This window comes from Microvirga sp. CF3016 (genome assembly GCF_036314085.1).
Taxonomy (GTDB): domain Bacteria; phylum Pseudomonadota; class Alphaproteobacteria; order Rhizobiales; family Beijerinckiaceae; genus Microvirga.
This window is the reverse complement of record NZ_JAYGGM010000006.1, coordinates 287,934-302,562: the sequence shown is the minus strand read 5'-3', so window position 1 is coordinate 302,562 and position 14,629 is coordinate 287,934. Positions and strand designations below refer to the sequence as shown.

The following is a 14,629-nucleotide window of genomic DNA, read 5'->3' as shown; positions in this document are numbered from 1 at the left end:
TGGAGAACAGTTTGCCGTGAACGCCGCCAAGGTTGGATGGGGATCCGGCACGGGGAACTCCCGGTACAGGCACCCGTTGATCCTCGCCGACCGGAGTGCAGCCATGGCCGATCCGATCCCTCCCGCGAGCGGACCTCCGCAAGACGGGGAGCAGGCGCCTGTTCTGGACGATGCGTTGAGGAGTAGCGCTCGCACCGTCTCCGAGGAGGTCATTCAGCTGGTCGAGGAGACGGCGTCTGTCGGCAAGCGGCAGGTCGTCACCGGACGCGTTCGCGTGCAAACCGTGACCGACACCATCGAGGAGCTGGCGCATGCGGACGTGGAGCGGGAGACGGTGGAGGTCACCCGTGTACCTGTCGACAGGATGGTCGAGATCGCCCCTGAGATCAGGACCGAAGGCGATGTGACCATCGTGCCGGTCTTGGAGGAGGTGCTCGTGGTCGAGAAGCGCCTGGTGCTGAAAGAGGAACTGCATATCCGGCGCCGCGTTGCCGCCGAGACCGTCGAGGTGCCGGTCACCTTGCGCAAGCAGCGCGCCATCGTGGAGCGGATCGCTCCGGATGCTTACAACCCGAATGAGGAGAAGGCCCCATGAGCTCTGGAGCGACAACAGGATCTGCAGCCCAACGGCTGGTAACGGCCTTCTTCGACAGCCGCAGTGATGCCGAACAGGCGATCAGCCGCCTTCACGCCGCCGGCATCGCACGGGAGAGCATTCGTTTGACTCTCAGCGAGCAGGATGGCGGTACGACTCGCGGCACAGATACACAATCTTTCCCGGAGGCCAGTGTTGGCCTGTGGGAGTCCCTGCGCGACCTGTTCCTGCCGGATGAGGATCGCCACACCTACGCCGAAGGCCTGCGTCGCGGCGGCTATCTCGTGTCGGTCAATGCGACCGATGCGGACTACGAGCGCGTGATCGACATCCTGGATGACGAGGGCACGATTGATATCGATGAGCGCTCGAACTCGTGGCGCTCTGAAGGATGGACGGGAACGTCGGATGTAGGCACGTCGGATGTATTGTCAGGCAGCACGGCCAATCTGACCACCGGCTCCTCGACGACGTCAGGGATTGCCGCGAGCACCGGGACAGGCCTTGGGGCTGCCGCGACAAGCACCGCCTCGCAGCGCGCCACGAGCGGCGATGAGGTTATTCCGATTGCCGAGGAAGAACTGCACGTCGGCAAGCGTGACGTGAGCCACGGCCGCGTTCGCATCCGCTCCTATGTGGTCGAGCGTCCGGTAAGTGAGCAGGTCAACCTGCGTGAGGAGCACGTGGCGGTGGAGCGTCGGCCCGTGTCTGGTGCTACCCAGACCGGAACCCTTGGCGGCGATCCGTTCCAGGAACGCACCATTGAGGTCGAAGAGCGCAGTGAGGAGGCGGTGGTCTCGAAAGAGGCTCGCGTGGTCGAGGAAGTCGTCGTCCGCAAGGAAGCCGAGCAGCGCACCGAGACGATCTCCGACACGGTCCGACGCACCGAGGTCGACGTCGAGGACGAGCGCGGCACGGGTGTCAGCCGAACAGGGACGACGGATCGGAATTCCTAAACTCTGACGCGGGCCCGATCTTGACGGAAAGGGCCCGCCCGATGGCCGAGACCGCAGCATGCTAAATGACGAGGATCAGGCCGCAGTGCACCGCTAAGGTTAAAGAAGGGGCCTTTCTGAAAGGCCAGAGGTTTCCAGGTCTGCCTCGGAAGAGACCTTCCGACCTGGACTAGATAGGGAACCCTCCCTCATATCGGACATTAGCCCGCTGTGTTTTCACCACCATACGAGAGCGAGCGCGGCATTTCCGTTTCACAGAACGTCCGAAATGCTGCGCGATCGGAAGAGGCGCCATGTCTGACATCGTCGTTAAAAGCCCCATGCAGTATCTCGACAGGGCTACGTCAGCCCTGCGTGACCTTGGCATTGTCCCTCCTCAGGCCATGGACGCTCCCATCAACGGCCTCCTGGAGAAGATCTCGGACCTGGATCAGGACCGGATCGTGATCATTGCCCGCACTCTCGGGCAGACCAGCGTCTTCAACGAGGTCGTCCGCGAGCAGACGCAGGCGATGGAGATCGGCGAACGCTATCGGCAGATCACCGAAGCCTTCAACTCCATCCGCGATGACACGAAGAAGATGGTCGACCAGCTTGACGACCAGAAGATCGACTTCTTCGAGCGGATCAACAACGTCTGGATGAAGCTCTCCCGGGGCGACGTCGCGGACCGGTTCGACGACATCAGGGAAATCTATCTCGACGTGACCCGGTCCACCAAGGATCAGATCGAGCGCGAGCAGATCATCCTCGATGCCTATCGGGACTTCCGCGGTGCGCTCAAGCACGCCGAGGTAATGGCCCTCGAGGTGCTCCGGACTGCGGAGCAGAAGCTGGAAAAGGCAAAAGCCGATTTGCAGAGAGCATCCGATGCGGTCGTCAACTTCAAGGGTACGGAGGTAGCCGAACGCGCCCGCCTCGAGCTCACCCGTGACGAGCAGCTCCGCCGCACGCAGGACGAGGAGAAGCGCTACCAGATCGCCAAGGATCTCTCGGACAATCTGACCGTCAGCTACAACACCTCGGAAGTCATCATGGCACGGCTGATGCAGATGACCAACGCCAAGGAGCGCGTCTATGCCCAGGCCGTGACCTTCTTCTCGACCAACGATTCTGTGTTCACGGCCTTGAAGGCGTCGTTCACCGGCATGTTCGGCCTGAACGAGTCGACGCAGACCCTGAACGAGATGAAGGAAGGCGTCTCCCGCAGCCTGGAGGTGCTGGCCGAGATCGGCGATCAGGTGGGTGAGGCCGCCGTGAGGGCAGGTTACGGTCCGACCATCCGGGCCGACGCGGTCAGGAAGCTCGTGGATTCGGTGATCACGTTCCAGGAGCGCTCCCAAGAGATCATCGGCGAGATGCGCCGGCTCGCGACTCAGAACTCGGCTGAGATCCGTGACGCGGTCGAGGACGGCAAGCGGCGCATCGCCCGCTTGGTGGCGGAAGGACAGGCGCTGCCGGCCAATGGCTGAGATGGCAGCATCACCGTCCGCGGGTCCTCCCGCCAAGTCGTCCCAAAACCTCGATGACGTGATGCTCGCGATGGACGTGGTGGACACGCTGCGCCACCAGGAGACCCTTGTCAGCCGAGAACTCGGCGAGGAGGACCGCAACGCTCAGCTTCTGCAACGGCTGCGAGAGATTTACCGCGGGCAAGGCATCGAAGTTCCCGACCGGATCCTGCAAGAGGGCGTGCAGGCCCTCAAGGAGCAGCGCTTCGTCTACACCCCGCCGGGTCCCAGCTTCGCCCGTACCGCGGCTCGTGCTTGGGTCAATCGCGGACGCTTCGGCCGAATGCTCATGGCGATCATGGCGCTTCTCGGCCTCGGCTGGGGCGCCTATCAGTTTGGCGTTGTAGAACCGGCGCGGCAGCGGGTGGCACAGGAGCAGGCCCAAGTTGAGCGCAACCGGATCGAACTCGCCGAGAGACTGCCGGCCGCTCTGGAGCAGGGCCACGAGGACGTGCTGCGGGAGGCGCAAGTGCCGGCTGCACGGGAACGGGCCGCCCAGCTCTTGGCGGACGGCAGGTCCGCCATCTCGCGCGGCGACGCCGAAGGCGCTCGGCAGGCGATCAATGATCTTGAGGTTCTGCGAGCGGATCTGCGACGCGAATATGCCCTGCGCATCGTGTCCCGTCCGGGCGAGCCCACTGGGGTCTGGCGAGTGCCGCAGCGCAATCCGGCGGGCCGGAACTACTATCTGATTGTGGAAGCGGTCACCCCGGATGGACGCCTTCTCAGCCTGCCGGTCACCAGTGAGGAGGACGGCCGAACCGTGACGGCCCCGAAGTGGGGGGTGCGCGTGAGCGAGGAGGTGGCCATGCAGGTACAGCGGGACAAGAACGACGACGGTATCGTGCAGCGCAACCGTCTGGGCGAGAAGCGTCGGGGGCAGCTCGACGTGAACTACCTGATGCCGGTTCTCGGCGGCGCGATCACACAATGGTAAGACGATGATATCGGGACGGCAGGCGCTCGCGCAGATCGAGCAGTTCATCGAGAAGGCTCGCCAGCAGGAGGCGCAGTTCGAGCGAGCCTATGCCATTGCAACCGAGGAGGTCGGCCGCCTGCGGATCGAACGCACGGAACGCTTCCGTGAACTGGCGCGGCTGAAGCTGGATGCGATCAGGCAGGACCAGGTCGTCGGCGAACTGGATGCCGCTGAACGCCAGGCCATGAACGTGCTCACCAGCCGCCAGGAGGCCCTGCGGCAGTTGACCGAGCGACGCCGACAGGCAGAGGAGCGCGTGCGCCAGGCAGAGGCAGGTCGGCAGGCCGCGTTGGACGCCCTGGAGCGGGCCTTGGCCGATGTCGAAACGGTCCGCAAGAACGTCGAGGCTAAAGTCAGCCTCAATGCGGATTGGGTCATGGCTAGAGCTCAGGTCGGTGAATTGACCGGGCAGGCGCAGCAGGCCGAGAAGAAGGCCGTGCAGGCGGAAGCCGATCGGAGTGAGAAGGGCCGTCCCTATGAGGAGGACCCCTTGTTCATGTACCTGTGGAAGCGGAAGTTCGGGGCCGCTGCCTACAGGGCCAATCCCTTCACCCGCACCATGGACCGCCTGGTAGCGCGCGTCGTGGGCTATGACAGGGCGCGGGCGAACTACACCCTGCTCAACGAGATTCCCGAGCGCCTGCGCGAGCATTCCCGCCGTCTCATCGCCGACTTGAGGGACGCACGGGACAGGCTGACGGCCCTCGAGCGCAAGGCACTCGTGGACGCGGGCATCGAAGCGGTCGAGGCGGCTGCGGCGAAGGCGCGGGATGCAGTGGCGGACGCTGAGGGCAGGCTTGCTGAATCTCGGGAGGCGCTCGCCACATTGGACCGCACCTATGACGCCTCGGTTTTGGAGGGAGAGGCCCCATACCGCGAAGCCATCGAGGTCCTGGCCGCCGCCGACCAACGCGAAAACCTCAATCGGCTCTATCAGGAGGCGCTGCGCACGCCAACGCCGCGCGATGAGGAAATCGTCCGGCGCGTCCAGGCGACGGACGACATGATCAATCAGGCGCTGCGCAAAGCCGTAGATGCCCACCAGCGCCTCAAGGAGGTCACCCAGCGCCGTGCGATGATCGAGCGCGAATGGGAGGAGTTGCGGCACCAGGGATATGACACGCCTTACGGGACCTTTGGCAACGAGGCCGCGCTTGGCAACGTGCTGGGTGGCGTGCTCACAGGTGCGATTGGCGGTGCCATCCTGGGGCAGGTTCTACGCGGCGGCTTCCACCATGGGCCGAGCCCATGGGATTCCGGCTTTGGCGGCGGGCTGCCCATCCCTCCCCTGGACGGATTTGGCACCGGCGGGTCCATCGGCGGCGGCGGCTTCAGGACAGGGGGATCGTTCTGAGCGGATGCGACGCGGACGGTTGCCCTGACCCAAATGATCGAGCCAGTGTTGTTCAGGATAGCGATCCAGTCGCGAGATAGCGCTTCTGGTGCGCGGAAGGCTTTAAGGTTTGTTCTTTGCCCAGCGCCAAAGCGCGCACCTTCAGAAGGATAGGGAGCGTCCCTCACGGCAGCCTAAATCACCTGGAAACATCAGGGGCATGCTCCTCCTCGTCCTGGCTGCCCGGCTGCTCGGGCGGTATCACTGAATCGAGCGGGTTGGGCCTTCCGACAGTCACTGGGTTCTCGCCGACGACCTCCTGGTAGTCGCGCGTCGAGCCGCCACTGCCATAGCCTGCGGAGTCGCCGAAGTCGCGTCCGGCTGGATCCGACGTCGGACCAAGGTTCGGGACGTCACCTTCGATCTGTACAGACTCGCCCTGTTCCCCGGCAAAGGGAGGATTGGGTTTCGGATCGTCTGGATCTGGCATAGGAGGTCTCCTTAGATCGGATGTCGGGTCGCAGGCGTGCCTCCTAACCGTGCCCGCGGTTCTGCTTGCGGTTGTCCACGCCTTCATTCGCTTGGCCTTGGCCCTGCGTTTTAGGGACGCCACCGCTGCCATCACCATGATGCGGGTGATGCCCGGCATCCTTGCTGTGGCCCTTCGGAACAGCTTCGTCGCTTCGGTCGGGTACGTGCCCCTTCTGCTTCTCGCTGCGGTTGTTGTGGTTCCGAGTAGTCATGAAGCACCTCTTTGCTTGATGCACGACCGCTGGGTTCGCCGGCTTGAGCGCTCTGACGGTCCCTAAGGCTGCTGTTGGGAAGCAAGACCGGATTGAACCAACCTGGATCGGAGGCCGACGTTCCCTGTTCAAGTCAGTTCTGAACGACTTGCCGCCTGATGGGCGTTCGGACGGAGGCAAGCCGACGATCCCCGATAGGAACGGTGTGGCAATCTTTGTGTTTGAGGACTTGAGGCCGAGCATCGCCCGAGGGAGCCGTCAGCATGACCGACAGCAAGGATCAGAAGACCACGATCACCCTGGAGCCCGGACAGGTCGCTGTCGTCCTGAGCATGGAAGATGGCCAGATCAGCCGCCAGCTTTTCGCCAGCCCAGAGGTCGATGCCATGCTCGACGATGAGCAATCCGATATCCCGTTCCACTACTTCCTGGCTTCGGCCTTCCTGGTGCGCCTGGATCAGGATGAGGATTTCGCCTCCGACTTGGTCGAGTGGTACGAGGAGAGACTACAGGGAGAGGCTGGCAGGGAAGAAGATCGATCGTAAGGGTGTAGTCCAAGCTTGCCACCCCGATCGTGGCATTAGGGGGAACTTCCCATGTTGCCGATGATTGACGGGTTCTCGCAAGCAGGAGCCCCCGCATGAGCCAGTCCGACCAGGAACACATCCAGCCGCCCGGCACCGAAGCCGAGATGACGCCCCAGGCCGATCATGGCGAGACAAGCTACAAGGGTTGCGACAAGCTTGTCGGGCGGGTGGCGGTGATCACCGGAGGTGACAGCGGGATCGGTCGCGCGGTGGCCATCGCTTACGCGCGCGAGGGCGCCGACATCCTGATCAGCTACCTGAACGAGCAGGAGGACGAGGACGCCCGCGAGACTGCGCGGCACGTCGAGGCGGCAGGACGCCGTTGCGTGCTGGTGCCCGGCGATATCGCCGAGGCCGCGCATTGCCGCGCTGTCATCGACCGGGCGGTGAGCGAGTTCGGCCGCATCGACATCCTGGTGAACAACGCCGCCTTCCAGCGCACGTACGAGAACCTGGAGGATATCCCGGACGAGGAATGGAGCTATACGTTCCGCACCAACATCGAAGCCATGTTCCACCTCGCCAAGGCGGCCGTTCCTCACATGCGCCCGGGCTCATCCATCATCAACACCACTTCGATCCAATCGGACAAGCCCAGCCCCATGCTGCTGGCCTATGCCTCGACAAAGGGTGCTGTCTCGAATTTCACGGCGGGCTTGGCCCAGATGCTGGGCAGCAAGGGCATCCGGGTTAATGCAGTTGCACCGGGGCCGATCTGGACGCCGCTGATCCCTTCCACCATGCCTGACGGAAAGGTGAAGAGCTTCGGCCAGGACACGCCCCTCGGCCGTGCCGGCCAGCCCAAGGAGCTGGCTGGTATCTACGTTCTGCTCGCCTCTGACGAGGGCAGCTACATGACAGGCGGCATCTATACCGTCACCGGCGGAACCCCGCTCCTGTAGGAGCGGGGTCATTATCTGCCAGTCGGCCTGTGGTCCGGTGGCCGAACAGCCTCTAACTCAGGAATAGCGAGCGGGAACCAGAGGAAGGTCTGGAGTGTTTCGTACTCCCTGCCGCTTCGGCTCCTCCTTCCGGAAACCTCGCTTTGCCAGACCAGTTGCGTTTCCTCGTTGCGGAGAGTGAGCCGCCGCAAGCCCGTGAAACCCGTCGTGAGAGCGTGGGACGCAGCTCCGGCGAAACTTACATCGACACCTTGCGCTTTCTCGCACCCACGGCTGCTTGCCATCGGGTGAAGCCTGCGGACAGGGGAGCCACGCTACCTGACCGGGCAGGATTGATGGGCTATGATGCAGTGTTTGTGACAGGCTCGCCGCTTCATCTCTATCAGGACACGCCCGAGACACGCGGCGAGGTTGATCTGATGCGAGCCGTGTTCGAAGCGGGTGTCCCATCCTTTGGATCCTGTGCAGGCTTGCAGGTCGCCACCGTGGCGGCCGGTGGGGCGGTTCGCCCCAGCCGCAGAGGGCGGGAAGCAGGCTTTGCTCGCCGCATTACGCTGACGGAATCAGGGCATCGACATCCGCTTCTTGCGGGGAGGTCCGCCTCGTTCGACGCTCCGGCGTTCCACTCCGACGAGGTTGAGACGCTGCCGCAAGGAGGGACGTTACTGGCCTTCAACACCGTGACCGAAGTGCAAGCGCTTGAGATCCGGCATGGCGCCGGAGTGTTCTGGGGCGTGCAGTACCATCCCGAGCTCGACCTGTATGAGATCGCCGGAGCCCTGCGGCGTCAGCGTGACGACTTGGTGAGTGAGGGATATGCGAGCAGCCCTGAGGCTCTTGAGACGTATGTTTCCATGGTCGAGGCCCTCCACGAAGCTCCTGATCGAAGAGATCTCGCTTGGATTCTTGGACTCGACGAACAGGTCACCAAGGTGGAGTACAGATTGACAGAACTGCGCAACTTCATTCGGTACGTGATTGAAGGGCAGTGACTGCCTTCGGATCCGCGTTAAGGATATGGTGCTATTCTGCTGCTTGCACGCACGACTTCCGGCAAGGTCTCCTCTTGGCACGGGAACATCGATCGAAATCCTCAGGGACGGATCTAAGGCAAGCGAATTTCCGTCTCACTGGATATCAACCATTCGGCTCGTTTGCGACACATGGGTGGGGCCGTCGAAGAACCCCTCGTGCAAGAATCACGGAGGACGAGGCACGCCCTGTTCGTAGGGCGAACTCCTCCGTCAAACCGAGATCCTCGAAGGCGAGTTCGCTCGATTATTCCCGTGTCCACCACGCGAGCGGACCGCCTCGCATCAGCGTCAAAGATCTTGCTAATCCCGTCGGCGCTGGGCCCGGGCGACCGCCTTCAGCGCGCCCCAACCTTGGGCTCGTCATCGAAGATCTCAACCGAGAATTAAGGATCTAGGCGTCTTGGCGATCGGGCAAGACTCGACGGCAGTTCACCGTAGAGATGAAGATAGCAGACAAATGGAATGTCGTGTCAATCTTCGATGCTCTGCTGGGGCAACTCGCAGATCAGTATCTACGGCTGAACGCGGGTCGGTATGGCATCCTTCGTGATGCGCCCGGATCCTAGGCGCACTTGGCAGCACCCGGACATCGGAACTGAGCATCGCTGTTAGGGCCTTGTTAGCTCGAGCGCCAAATTCAAATCATATATCAGTGGCTTGACGTGCAGTGGTGGCGGAGGGAGCGTCCGCCTTGTTTGCTGATCATACTGGTCCGGACTGGTCCAGAGAAGTCCAGCAACACTTTGGGAGATAACGGCTCTTTGGAGATTGGTTGTCCCAAGCTGTCCATTGAAATGCACCCCCATCCGACCTAAAATGTGGGTTGGAATGTGGAGTATTGCAATTCGACGGACACTCCCATGAAGGGGCGGGGCAAGCATCCTGACAGGGCGCTGACGGCGGTTCAGATCCGTAACCTGAAGCAACCCGGCCGGTATGCAGATGGCAATGGCCTCTATGTGGTTGTTGACCCTTCGGGCGCAAAACGCTGGCTGCTGCGCGTCGTGGTGCGCGGCAGGCGGCGCGACATCGGTCTGGGTGGCCTCTCCCTGGTGTCGCTGAGCGAGGCGCGCGAGACAGCCCAGAGCTACCGCAAGCTGGCGCGCCGGGGCGGGGATCCGCTTGACGAGAAGCGGAAACAGCGCCGCGACATTCCAACCTTTGCCCAAGCCGCCGAGCAGGTTCATGCCGAGCACAAGCCCAGTTGGCGCAACGACAAGCATGCTCGGCAGTGGATCAACACGCTTCAGCAGTATGTGCTCCCACTCATGGGCGGCATCCCGGTTGATCGGGTCGAAACACCAGACATTCTGAGGGTCTTGGCCCCGATCTGGCTCACTAAACCGGAAACAGCCCGGCGTGTGCGCCAGCGCATCGGCACCGTGCTCGACTGGGCCAAGGCCGCGGGCTTTCGCACCGGCGACAACCCGATCAGTGGGGTCGGCAAAGGGCTGCCGAAGCAAACCGGCCAAGACGATCACCACGCGGCGCTCCCGTACACGGACGTGCCGGAATTCATGCAGCGTCTGCGCGGGTCAGATGCTGGTGAGATGACGCGGCTGGCGTTCGAATTCCTGGTACTGACCGCCTCCCGCACGAGTGAGGTGCGCGAAGCTCGGTGGAGCGAGTTCAGCGAGACCGAGCGGCTCTGGACCGTGCCGGCGGAACGCATGAAGTCGGGCCGGGCGCATCGGGTGCCACTCAGTCACCGCTGTCTTGAGATCCTGAAGCGCGCGAAAGCCCTCGGTGGAGGCAGCGCATTCGTGTTCCCAGGGCGCTCGCGCGACAAGCCGATGTCGAACATGGTGTTCCTGATGCTGCTCCGGCGCATGAACCAAGCCATCACGGCGCACGGCTTTCGCTCCTCCTTCCGCGACTGGGCGGCCGAGACCACCAGCTTGCCCCGCGAGGTGGCCGAAATGGCATTGGCGCATGCGGTCGAGAACAAGGTTGAGGCGGCCTACCGCCGTGGTGACCTGCTCGAGAAGCGGCGGCAGCTGATGGAGCACTGGGCACACTTCGTTGCCGGCGAAGTCGAAGCCAACGAGGCTGAGCGCGCAAGCAAGCCCTGATAACACGGGAGCCATCCGGCATTCTCCTGCCGATCAGCAGGGCGCTGCAAACTCTATAACACTGGAAATCGCGACAGAACAGCGCACCGTTGGGGCTAAATCTCACGCACTAGCGTGAAAGAATTTGTAGAGATTTCACTCCTTAGTGGCGAATAGTCACGGAATATATTGAAATATATAAGCTACAAACGAAAGGGTGGGTACGCAAAATATTGAATATATGAGAAAATTTCGGCAGCGACCAATAGTTGTAGCGAAATTGAAGGACGCCATATCAAAGCACATATACTGACAAAATGCCACGAAGTTATGATTAGGATATGTATATTCTGCCTTATCCGTTGGCCTAAATACATCCTTGACCAATGGAGGGGTGAAGTCTTTATTCACGCCTGTCCGCTTCCAGCCGAGGCGGTACGTAGAATTCCAGTCAAGGATTGCGTCATGTCCTCTTCAGGTGACGAACTTGGGCTGCCCAGCGAAGGTTTCGTCCGCCTTTCCCAGTTCCTCGGGCCTGGGCGGGCCATCCCGATAAGGAAATCAACCTGGTGGGAGGGAGTCCGGAACGGCCGGTTTCCGCAGCCGGTCAAGCTCGGACCAGGCATCACCGTCTGGAACGTCAGCGATATCCGCGCCCTGTATACGCGCATGTCACGGGGGTCGCTGTGATGCATGCCCGGGTGTTCAAATGGAACGCGCCCAGTCGCTCCGCAGTGACAGCACGGCTTGGAGCGACTGGCTGCGCAGTGGAGGCGGCAGGACCGACCGGACCGATCTCTGTTCAAATTGTCATCACGCAAAGTGTCCGCGCTGCCAGCCGTAAGAGCCTGGAACTCCGCGCCCTTTTCGGCCTCCCATCCTCTAGCACAGCAAGCTTATCTTTCTTTAGAGGGTTGAGGGAGAGAGCTCTCCGTGAGGAGCAGGTCCGATGAATCAGCGCAGGGTCTCCCACGCGCTTGGTCCTGCGGATGTCAGGATGCTCAGCGAGGCCCCGCATGCTGCGGAGCGTCTGGGGCTGTCATTCACGGCGCTTGTCACCATCCACTTCGGGCTCGTCGTGCCGCCCCCGGCCGATCCGGGCCAGTATCTCCGGCGTGAGGTGATCAACCGGTTCGGGACCTGGTTCCGCCGTCGCGGCATCATCTGGACTGCACTCTGGGTCCGGGAGAACTTCGTCGGACAGGACCGTGAGCACGTGCACCTGCTCGTCCATGTCCCGCGCAAGGCCTGGCGTGCTTTCGCCACCGCCGCATGGCGATGGTGGCCGCAGCCGGGGGCTGTCGACGTGCGCCGGGTCTACAATGTCGAGCGGGCCCTTCGCTACCTGTCGAAGCAGCTCTCGCCGCAGGCTCATTTCGCCTTCCGCGGTCTCATCCGGCGCGAGAGTCGCTGCCGCTACACGGGCGCCCGCCTCGCGCCGGTACTGGGTCGCCGCTTCGGCATGACCACAAACCTCAAGAGGCATCTCCTGGCCGCGAGGCCGCAACGTTCGAGGAGCGAAGCATGACAGCCGTGTCTGCAGCAGGCGAACCGGTGAAGGCTTCAACCGAGGCGATCGCGCTGGGCGCGCGGCTCGACGACCTCCGCGTAATCGTTCCGGCTCCCGAGAGGCCTGACACGACCCACCGCCGACAGAACCCCGCGTACATCTGGCCCATGATCGAGCCGACAGGTCAACGGATCGGCTTTCTGTGCGTCTATGGCTCTGGAGAAGCCGAGGAGATCGGTGTCTGGATCTACGGCGAGAACCGCGCCCGGGCGCAGAGATGGTCATTCAGGCGCGTTCCGGAGTTCAGGGACGCGATCGCTGCGAACAGCCTGAAGAGCCGTCCGGATGCAGTCATCGTTGCCCTGGCTCCGCAGCAGACTGCGGGCGAGACCCTGCCGAGCCTTACTTGCGACAGGGACTTCGTGCCGGTGGTCGTTACCTTTGACCAGCCCATCCCAAGACCGAGGAAGCCCCCAGTCCGATCGCTGGAGAACCGCAGGTCCGCGTCCCTTGAGGAGAAGCCCGCCGGCGATCCTGCTCCTGGCCCATTGCCGGTTGCTGAGGAAGAGGCGGGTACGAGCGGCCAGACCCAGCGCGATGCGGAGCGACCGGGTATTCCGGCGCCTTCTGAGGGAGAGGCTCGGCGAGGCAGCATGCTGGCCGACAGGGCTGAGATGCCAATGCCGCCGCCGCTTGAGACGGCTCGCAGCAGCGGCAGCCGGTCTGGCGCATCAGAGCTGCTCCAGCAGCCGCAAGCGGTACAGATATCGACCATTCGCGCTGCCGACGTGAATCAGCAACGGGTCTCCTGGCTCTGGCCGGATCGGATCCCGCTCGGGAAGCTGACGATCATTGTCGGTGATCCGGGACTGGGCAAGTCGCTGTTGGGGGCTTACTTGGCCGCGACGGTATCCCAGGGAGCGCTCTGGCCGATCACAGAGGACCCAGCGCCGAAAGGATCAGTCCTGCTAGTATCGACAGAGGATGATATCGCCGACACGATCGTGCCGCGCCTGCACGCTGCTGGCGCCGAAACGCAAGCAGTACACCTGTGCCAGGGGACGGAACACGGCAGCGGCCGCTGCAGCCTGGACCTGACGCGCGACATCGAGGCGCTCGAGCAGGTGGCGGCCGATCTTAGCGACCTCAAGCTCATTGTCATTGATCCGATCACTGCCTGCCTCGGCAGGGCGAACCAGAACACGGCAGGCGCTGTCCGAGCCGTGATGACCCGTCTTGCGGAGTTCGCGGCTCGGACCGGAGTCGCGGTCGTGGTCATCTCGCACCTGAACAAGAGCGCATCACGATCGGCCATGATGCGGGCGACTGGCTCGCTCGCATTCGTGGCAGTCGCCCGCGCCGCATTCCTCGTCACCAAGGATCCCGTCGATTCAGACCGGCGCCTGCTTCTGCCAATCAAGAGCAACCTCAGCGCGGATCGCCAGGGCCTGTCCTTCCGTGTCGAGAGCGCCGGTGTCGGCTCGGGGACGGCGCCCCACCTTGTCTTCGATGACGAGCCTGTCGCCATTTCGGCTGACGTGGCCCTGAACGAAACCCGCAGCATCAGGGAGGCCCGCTCCGCCTTGGACGAGGCAAAGGACTTTCTCCTTGAGTGCCTCGCCGATGGGGCAATGCCCGCGTTGGAGGTGAAAGCCGCGGCGCAGGGGATGGGCATCTCCTCCGCCTCTCTTCGCCGTGCCAAGGAGGAACTGGGTATCACACCGAAGAAATCCGGGATGGCAGGCGAGTGGAGATGGATGCTGCCGGAGCATCCGAAGGCGCTCACGACGGCCGAAGATGCGCACTCCGATACCATGAGCACCTTCGTGACGGATGAGCATCTTCGCCTGGGACATGATGCACGCGCATCGCAGGGGAGGGCGGATCAGCATGAGTGATGAGGGCCTCTGCAGCGTCCATGAGCAGACCGTCCCGACGGAGCACCAGGACGAATGGTATGAGCATAAGGATTGAACAATGATGGACATTAAAGAGTTCGCCGCGCGCTATCGGATCAGCCCTTCGTGGGCGCGCCGGCTGGTCCGCGCGGGTGAGATTAAAGCTGAAAAAGCCGGTGGTCGGTATCTCGTCGCGCCGGAGGAGGCCGAGCGATGGATGACAGAGCAGCCATCGCGCTACTGGGTCAGAAACATCAGTCGCCCCGACCTCCCGGCCCTTGTGCTGGACGATGATGAAGCATTCGCATTGTGTCTCTGCTCAGAGTACTTCGGCGCTCGTGTCGTCAATGTTCGGAGAGAAAGATGGGAACCACGTATACATCGGTTACGGGAGCTCGGCTTCACAATTGAGCGGGGCTGGCGCCGTGGCACTTATCCCTACTATTGCTTAAAGGACATTGTAGAGATCGAAACTTCGGAAGGGACGGACCGTATAGGGCCTCATCCAGACTGCCAAGACCCGAGGTAAG

14 protein-coding genes are annotated in these 14,629 nt (G+C 62.6%); 12 read left to right on the top strand and 2 right to left on the bottom strand.

Going from position 1 to position 14,629, the window contains the following annotated elements; translation table 11 throughout:
• Positions 1-103: 103 nt before the first annotated feature.
• The 5 genes from VB672_RS11565 (at position 104) to VB672_RS11545 (ending at position 5,395) form a co-directional block, all read left to right on the top strand.
• Positions 104-595: a YsnF/AvaK domain-containing protein gene (locus tag VB672_RS11565; RefSeq protein WP_329784339.1), complete on the top strand. Its 492-nt coding sequence runs from the start codon at positions 104-106 to the stop codon at positions 593-595.
• Entirely contained in the window at positions 592-1,551 is a 960-nt protein-coding gene (locus VB672_RS11560; protein ID WP_329784338.1) for a YsnF/AvaK domain-containing protein, read from the top strand. Before VB672_RS11565 ends, VB672_RS11560 begins: the two co-directional genes overlap by 4 nt.
• A gap of 293 nt (positions 1,552-1,844) precedes the next feature.
• Positions 1,845-3,023 carry a cell surface protein gene (locus VB672_RS11555; RefSeq protein ID WP_329784337.1) on the top strand — a complete coding sequence of 393 codons (1,179 nt, stop codon included), beginning with the start codon at positions 1,845-1,847 and terminating at the stop codon, positions 3,021-3,023.
• Positions 3,016-3,999 carry a DUF6384 family protein gene (locus VB672_RS11550; RefSeq protein ID WP_329784336.1) on the top strand — a complete coding sequence of 328 codons (984 nt, stop codon included), beginning with the start codon at positions 3,016-3,018 and terminating at the stop codon, positions 3,997-3,999. The genes VB672_RS11555 and VB672_RS11550 overlap by 8 nt, the downstream gene beginning before the upstream one ends.
• Before the next feature lie 4 nt (positions 4,000-4,003).
• Complete coding sequence (locus VB672_RS11545; RefSeq protein WP_329784335.1) at positions 4,004-5,395, top strand: hypothetical protein; 1,392 nt, start codon at positions 4,004-4,006, stop codon at positions 5,393-5,395.
• 178 nt (positions 5,396-5,573) lie between these two features.
• On the opposite strand, the gene VB672_RS11540 is transcribed toward VB672_RS11545, so the two are convergent.
• Both VB672_RS11540 and VB672_RS11535 read right to left on the bottom strand, forming a co-directional pair.
• On the bottom strand, positions 5,574-5,864 hold the full coding sequence (locus VB672_RS11540) for a hypothetical protein (protein ID WP_329784334.1): 291 nt from the start codon (positions 5,862-5,864) through the stop codon (positions 5,574-5,576).
• Between the two features lie 43 nt (positions 5,865-5,907).
• Positions 5,908-6,117 (bottom strand): hypothetical protein, encoded by a 210-nt coding sequence (locus VB672_RS11535; RefSeq protein ID WP_329784333.1) that lies wholly within the window; start codon positions 6,115-6,117, stop codon positions 5,908-5,910.
• Between the two features lie 263 nt (positions 6,118-6,380).
• Here VB672_RS11535 and VB672_RS11530 point away from each other — a divergent pair, with 263 nt between their 5' ends.
• From VB672_RS11530 to VB672_RS22615, 7 genes are all read left to right on the top strand, one after another.
• Positions 6,381-6,662, top strand: coding sequence for a hypothetical protein (locus tag VB672_RS11530; protein ID WP_329784332.1), 282 nt, complete (start codon positions 6,381-6,383; stop codon positions 6,660-6,662).
• A 95-nt stretch (positions 6,663-6,757) separates the two neighbouring features.
• Positions 6,758-7,606 carry an SDR family oxidoreductase gene (locus VB672_RS11525; RefSeq protein ID WP_329784331.1) on the top strand — a complete coding sequence of 283 codons (849 nt, stop codon included), beginning with the start codon at positions 6,758-6,760 and terminating at the stop codon, positions 7,604-7,606.
• Positions 7,607-7,749: 143 nt separating this feature from the next.
• Positions 7,750-8,598, top strand: coding sequence for a type 1 glutamine amidotransferase (locus tag VB672_RS11520; protein WP_329784330.1), 849 nt, complete (start codon positions 7,750-7,752; stop codon positions 8,596-8,598).
• 902 nt (positions 8,599-9,500) lie between these two features.
• Entirely contained in the window at positions 9,501-10,712 is a 1,212-nt protein-coding gene (locus VB672_RS11515; protein WP_329784329.1) for a tyrosine-type recombinase/integrase, read from the top strand.
• Positions 10,713-11,640: 928 nt separating this feature from the next.
• The gene (locus tag VB672_RS11505; protein WP_329784327.1) at positions 11,641-12,219 is read left to right on the top strand and encodes a hypothetical protein; all 579 of its coding nucleotides are present in this window, start codon (positions 11,641-11,643) and stop codon (positions 12,217-12,219) included.
• Positions 12,216-14,099 (top strand): AAA family ATPase, encoded by a 1,884-nt coding sequence (locus tag VB672_RS11500; RefSeq protein WP_329784326.1) that lies wholly within the window; start codon positions 12,216-12,218, stop codon positions 14,097-14,099. Before VB672_RS11505 ends, VB672_RS11500 begins: the two co-directional genes overlap by 4 nt.
• A 79-nt stretch (positions 14,100-14,178) precedes the next feature.
• Positions 14,179-14,628: a helix-turn-helix domain-containing protein gene (locus tag VB672_RS22615; protein ID WP_442931994.1), complete on the top strand. Its 450-nt coding sequence runs from the start codon at positions 14,179-14,181 to the stop codon at positions 14,626-14,628.
• The last annotated feature ends 1 nt before the right edge of the window (position 14,629 follow it).

Excerpts from the sequence above, each read along its gene's own strand:
- VB672_RS11560 (WP_329784338.1), top strand. The coding sequence starts at position 592 with ATGAGCTCTGGAGCGACAACAGGATCTGCAGCCCAACGGCTGGTAACG.
- VB672_RS11515 (WP_329784329.1), top strand. The coding sequence starts at position 9,501 with ATGAAGGGGCGGGGCAAGCATCCTGACAGGGCGCTGACGGCGGTTCAG.
- VB672_RS11540 (WP_329784334.1), bottom strand. The coding sequence starts at position 5,864 with ATGCCAGATCCAGACGATCCGAAACCCAATCCTCCCTTTGCCGGGGAA.
- VB672_RS11555 (WP_329784337.1), top strand. The coding sequence starts at position 1,845 with ATGTCTGACATCGTCGTTAAAAGCCCCATGCAGTATCTCGACAGGGCT.
- VB672_RS11565 (WP_329784339.1), top strand. The coding sequence starts at position 104 with ATGGCCGATCCGATCCCTCCCGCGAGCGGACCTCCGCAAGACGGGGAG.
- VB672_RS11525 (WP_329784331.1), top strand. The coding sequence starts at position 6,758 with ATGAGCCAGTCCGACCAGGAACACATCCAGCCGCCCGGCACCGAAGCC.
- VB672_RS11530 (WP_329784332.1), top strand. The coding sequence starts at position 6,381 with ATGACCGACAGCAAGGATCAGAAGACCACGATCACCCTGGAGCCCGGA.
- VB672_RS11535 (WP_329784333.1), bottom strand. The coding sequence starts at position 6,117 with ATGACTACTCGGAACCACAACAACCGCAGCGAGAAGCAGAAGGGGCAC.
- VB672_RS11545 (WP_329784335.1), top strand. The coding sequence starts at position 4,004 with ATGATATCGGGACGGCAGGCGCTCGCGCAGATCGAGCAGTTCATCGAG.
- VB672_RS11500 (WP_329784326.1), top strand. The coding sequence starts at position 12,216 with ATGACAGCCGTGTCTGCAGCAGGCGAACCGGTGAAGGCTTCAACCGAG.
- VB672_RS22615 (WP_442931994.1), top strand. The coding sequence starts at position 14,179 with ATGATGGACATTAAAGAGTTCGCCGCGCGCTATCGGATCAGCCCTTCG.
- VB672_RS11505 (WP_329784327.1), top strand. The coding sequence starts at position 11,641 with ATGAATCAGCGCAGGGTCTCCCACGCGCTTGGTCCTGCGGATGTCAGG.
- VB672_RS11550 (WP_329784336.1), top strand. The coding sequence starts at position 3,016 with ATGGCTGAGATGGCAGCATCACCGTCCGCGGGTCCTCCCGCCAAGTCG.